This is a genomic window from Streptomyces alkaliterrae, assembly GCF_007097205.2.
Lineage (GTDB): Bacteria > Actinomycetota > Actinomycetes > Streptomycetales > Streptomycetaceae > Streptomyces > Streptomyces alkaliterrae.
The window spans coordinates 1-406 of sequence record NZ_VJYK02000739.1 but is presented as its reverse complement, the minus strand read 5'-3'; the positions used below and the strand labels follow the sequence as shown (position 1 = coordinate 406).

The window sequence follows — 406 nt, the reverse complement described above, 5'->3', positions numbered from 1 at the left end:
CCCGACCCCCTCGCCGACCCCGCCCAGATCGCCGAAGCCTTCGCCGAGCTCCGCTCCGAAGGCCTGGTACGCCACTTCGGCGCCTCCAACATGAGCGCGGCACAGATCGCCCACCTCCAGTCCCACCTCGACGTACCGCTCGTGGCCAACCAACTGGAGATGAGCCTGGAACAACGCGACTGGGTGGAATCCGGCGTCCAGGTGAACACCGCCGCCGCAGCAGCGGGCGGCTTCCCCACCGGCACGATCGAGCACTGCCTCGCCCACGGCATCGAACTCCAGGCCTGGGGCGCCCTCGCCCGAGGCCGCTACACCGGCGCCGAACCCTCCCCGGCCGCCGACCTGATCGCCCGACTCGCCGAGCGGAAACACACCACCCCGGAAACCATCCTCCTCTGGTGGCTCC

General features: G+C 70.7%; 1 protein-coding gene. It reads left to right on the top strand.

The features are described from left to right. Positions 1-406: aldo/keto reductase (locus tag FNX44_RS27745; RefSeq protein ID WP_173019332.1), on the top strand; the 406-nt coding region annotated here is incomplete at both ends.